This is a genomic window from Streptococcus suis (assembly GCF_016743335.1).
Classification (GTDB): domain Bacteria; phylum Bacillota; class Bacilli; order Lactobacillales; family Streptococcaceae; genus Streptococcus; species Streptococcus suis_Y.
This window is the reverse complement of the sequence record NZ_WCJE01000076.1, coordinates 1-4119: the sequence shown is the minus strand read 5'-3', so window position 1 is coordinate 4119 and position 4119 is coordinate 1. Positions and strand designations below refer to the sequence as shown.

Sequence of the window (4119 nt, the reverse complement as noted above, 5' to 3'; positions counted from 1 at the left end):
AACCATTGAATAATTGCCATGGGATTAAAACTCCTTTACTTTGGGCTTTTATGAGCCTAACTTGATATTTTTTATAAGAAATGGGCAGTTATTGGGCAAAATCAAGCTTATTAAAATAAGTTGTGATTGCTTGAACTGATTTTTCCTGAGTCCCAACTTCAAGATGTGTATATCCATTAGTTGTCTCTACTTCAACGTGTCCAACTCTTAATTGAATTTCTTTTAATGGTACATCATTATTATTTCTCAAAGCTGAAATGTGAATATGACGGAAACTATGTGGCACAACGTTTTTATTCCATTTAAAACCATACCGAGCTTCACAGTTTCTTCGTAAATCTTTATTGATTCGTGTCAGTATCGCTCGAAAACTTTGCGATGTGATTGGTGAACCGTACTCCGTCTTAAAAAGATAATCATTTTCCCAAAATGCCTCTGATGGATGTGTTGTCATATGTGTTTGAAAATCTTTATTACGAATGGAAACTCGTTGAACTGCCTCCATAACAAAATCTGGAAGTAAGATTGTCCGCTCACCAGCCGTAGTTTTTGTTGAATCATCATAAAAATCTTCAACTTTCAGGTCATGCGATTGTAGTGACTTTGAAATTTCGACACTTTGTTTATCAAAATCAAAATCTGTTTCACGCAACGCAGAGGCTTCACCAATTCGACAACCTGAACCTACCAGAAAAATTGCTAGATCAAAGTAATTTTTATTCCTTCGCTTATTTAGTTCTGAAAACAGAACTTGGACTTCTTCTTCTGTCAAAAACTTTGCTTCTTTACGTTCTTTGCGTTCTTTCTTATCTGAAATTGAAGCATAAAGTTTAATAACTCTGGATGGTGAATAAGGAACAACTGAATGCAACACTCCGTAATCGAAAATTTTATTTAAGGTTGATTTAATATGTTGCATCGTTGAATGACTAGCATTATATTTAACTCGATATTCTTCTAAACTATTTCTTATTAAAAGTGGAGTAATAACTTCTAAAAGTATGTCGTTAGGAAGCATCTCGGAAAGTCTGTTTAATACCAATCTTTCACGTTTAACGGTGTTAGGTTTGACAGTTGTAGACCAAGTTGAAAACCAATGTTCAATTAATTCCCCGAAAGTTATTATTTTTTTTGATTTATATTTTGATTCAGAATCATTTATGATTTTCTCAATCTTGTCCAATAGTTCGCGTTCTGCTTGTCGAATAGCTTTGGGATTATTCTGTTTAAATGAGACGGAAGCTCTTTTTGTCTTATTTGTAAATGGATCTTTATACCGTTCTATTACTACATAAGTTTCATTGCCATTTTTATCTATTCTCGTTTCTAAATACATATTTTTTCCTTTCGTTAAAAACGATAAAATAGATAGCTAACTCATCTATTCTACCATTTTTTTTAATTTTCGTCTTCATTGTTTAATTTTCTTTTTGTCCTTATATCTTAGAAATTCTTCAAATCGGTCAATTTGAACAAACAATGTTTTATGTGATGGATTAATAACTGCATCTCGAAATTTTTTATTCTCTTTCATTTCACGTAGCCATCTGTTCAAAGTATGTATAGACAACCCAGACCAAATTTTCAAAATGGTTTTCTTATCACCCCAGCCACTTTCGATACCAAAATTCATATCATTACGATACTTACTATTTTTTGCATTCATAAATTGAACCACTTTCTTAACTCGAAAATAGTATGCCACAATTGCAGTGAATTTTAGACAAAAAATAACAATAAGTCTTTTTCTAATAAAAAAACAGTTACATAGATGTGATTAAAAGAACGATTAATAGATGATACACAATGCTTCAATTGGCAGTGGTCCTTATTATTTATATATAGACAAAAAATAAAAATATAGACGAAAATCACTGATTCTACAAAGAACAAATATATTATAGTCCTCAGAGTTTGAAGTCAATATACCTTAAGTTAAATCAGTAATCTTAAGTATTGCTAAATACAGAGATTGTTTAAAACCAAAGAAAAAGGATTTAATCCTGTACATTACAAAACTAAATCCTTGAGTAGTTATTTATTAAACTTTTTGTAATCAGAGAAACATCCCATTTTGAGCAAATCCTATAAAAATCCTTCCTTAGGTGTTACTCCAAATCGTTCAGCCAATTCTTTCAACTCTTGGTCTGTGATTTCTTGCTTGATATGACCACCTTGTGCTCCTACTTGGCTGTAAATCATGGCTGCTTTTTCAATGACTTCTACCAAGCCATAGGTTTCATCTAGTGAGATACCTGAAGCAAAGAGTCCATGATGTGGCCAGATGACTGCTGAGAAATCTGACATCTTTTCTGCTGTCGCTTTTCCAATTTCAGTTGTGCCTGGTGTCATATAAGGAATAACCCCAATCCCCTCAGGGAAAACTACAAGTGACTCTGCCTGCATTTTCCATAAAAGACGAGATAGGTGACGCTCATCCAAATCTTGTGTAAAGGTCAATGCAATCAAGTTGGTCGGGTGACAATGGAAAACAACACGTTGCTCTGGATTGACTTTTAGTCGTTCGATATGACTCATCAAATGACTTGGAAATTCTGAGGTTGGACGTCCTCCGTCTTCAAATCCCCAAACAATATCGTAAGATTGTCCATCTTCAGAAATTTTTACTAACCCTAAATCAAGCAGAGGTTGTTTGGTTACATTGCGGAAATAGCGACCAGTACCAGTGACTAGATAATATTGGCCTGCCAAAGCGGAAGCATCAAAGCCAAGTTCATGTGTGGATTTGACCTCATGCACATCTTCATAAGAGCTTACTTCTTCAGCAGTTAAGCGACAAGAGACATTCCCTCCGTTGCGTTCATCCCAATATCGCAGATAGGATTGGTAGGTTACTTCTCGCATGGTTTCAACATATGGTGAATCGATAAATTTAGTCATCATTTCCTCTTTCTAGTTACGTTTGCTTAATACTTCTTCTTCGTATTGACGGACATCTGTCAACCAATCTAGACCAACTCGAACATCATTTTGCAGGCAGAAATAATTCCAGACATCTGCATATGGAAAGTCTTTTAGCTCCTCTGTGTAGGCCAAACGAGAAGTGAAATCAAAGGCATTTTCCATATCTTTCAAATCATTTGTTGGCTCAAGAAGGGCTTTCAAGAGTGCCTTTTGAGTATTGCGAGTACCGATGACCCATGCAGCGATTCGATTAATGGTCGCATCGAAGAAATCAAGACCAATCACTGCCTTATCCAACAAGTCATTGCGGACCAACTCTTTGGCAATATCTTGCAATTCATCATCCATAATAACCACATGGTCAGAATCCCAACGCACAGGGCGAGAAACATGGAGCATGATTCCTTTTCCGAAAAGTGCTAATGAAGACAGTTTGTTTGAGATAACTTCAGTCGGGTGGAAATGTCCTGCATCTAACAAAATCATCTTACCACGAGTCAAGCCATAGCCCATATAAAACTCGTGTGAGCCAACGGTATAGGCTTCTGCTCCAAGTCCAAACAATTTGCTTTCTACCGCATCTTGTGTGTAGGTTTCATCCACATGGTCAGCGAAAATTTCATCCAATGATTCCATCAAACGTTTGCGAGGGCTGAGTCGGTCAACTGGATTGTCTTTGAAACCATCTGGCACCCAGAAGTTGTTGTAACAAACTTGACCTAGTTCTTTCCCCATGTACTCGGCAACCTTGCGACTGCGTTTACCATGTTCAATCCAAAAATCACGAACTTCCTTATCTGGATGGGACAAAGTAAAACCGTCTTTCATCATCGGATGCGAGAAGAAAGTTGGGTTAAAATCAAGTCCTAAGCCTTGTTCCTTAGCCCAAGCTACCCATTTCTCGAAATGTTTTGGTTCAATTTCATTCAAATCAACTTTTTCATCTGTATCTAGATAAATAGCATGAAGGTTGAGCTTATGTTGACCTGGAATAAGGCTAAAGGCTTTTTCCAAATCTTGACGCAACTGGTCTGGGTTCTTTGCTGCACCAGGGTAATTTCCTGTTGACATGATACCACCAGTCAAGTCTCCTTCTGGGGTCAAGAAGCCTTTTACATCATCTCCCTGCCAGCAATGCATGGAAATTTTAATATCTTGTAATTTTTTCAAGGCAGCATCAGTATCAACTCCGAT

The 4119-nt window shown here is 36.4% G+C and carries 4 protein-coding genes; all 4 read right to left on the bottom strand.

Annotated elements, in window-relative coordinates; translation table 11 throughout:
- Positions 1-88 precede the first annotated feature (88 nt).
- Positions 89-1336 carry a tyrosine-type recombinase/integrase gene (locus F9856_RS11770; RefSeq protein ID WP_202106705.1) on the bottom strand — a complete coding sequence of 416 codons (1248 nt, stop codon included), beginning with the start codon at positions 1334-1336 and terminating at the stop codon, positions 89-91.
- A 75-nt stretch (positions 1337-1411) separates the two neighbouring features.
- Entirely contained in the window at positions 1412-1666 is a 255-nt protein-coding gene (locus tag F9856_RS11765) for a DNA-binding protein (RefSeq protein WP_236659622.1), read from the bottom strand.
- 419 nt (positions 1667-2085) lie between these two features.
- Positions 2086-2901, bottom strand: a complete 816-nt coding sequence (gene rhaD / locus F9856_RS11760; RefSeq protein WP_202106704.1) for a rhamnulose-1-phosphate aldolase — start codon at positions 2899-2901, stop codon at positions 2086-2088.
- Between the two features lie 12 nt (positions 2902-2913).
- A partial coding sequence (rhaA, locus tag F9856_RS11755) for an L-rhamnose isomerase (RefSeq protein WP_202106703.1) occupies positions 2914-4119 on the bottom strand: 1206 nt, incomplete at its 5' end.

Coding starts and splice junctions, on each gene's coding strand:
- F9856_RS11770 (WP_202106705.1), bottom strand. CDS start 1,336: ATGTATTTAGAAACGAGAATAGATAAAAATGGCAATGAAACTTATGTA.
- F9856_RS11765 (WP_236659622.1), bottom strand. CDS start 1,666: ATGAATGCAAAAAATAGTAAGTATCGTAATGATATGAATTTTGGTATC.
- rhaD (WP_202106704.1), bottom strand. CDS start 2,901: ATGACTAAATTTATCGATTCACCATATGTTGAAACCATGCGAGAAGTA.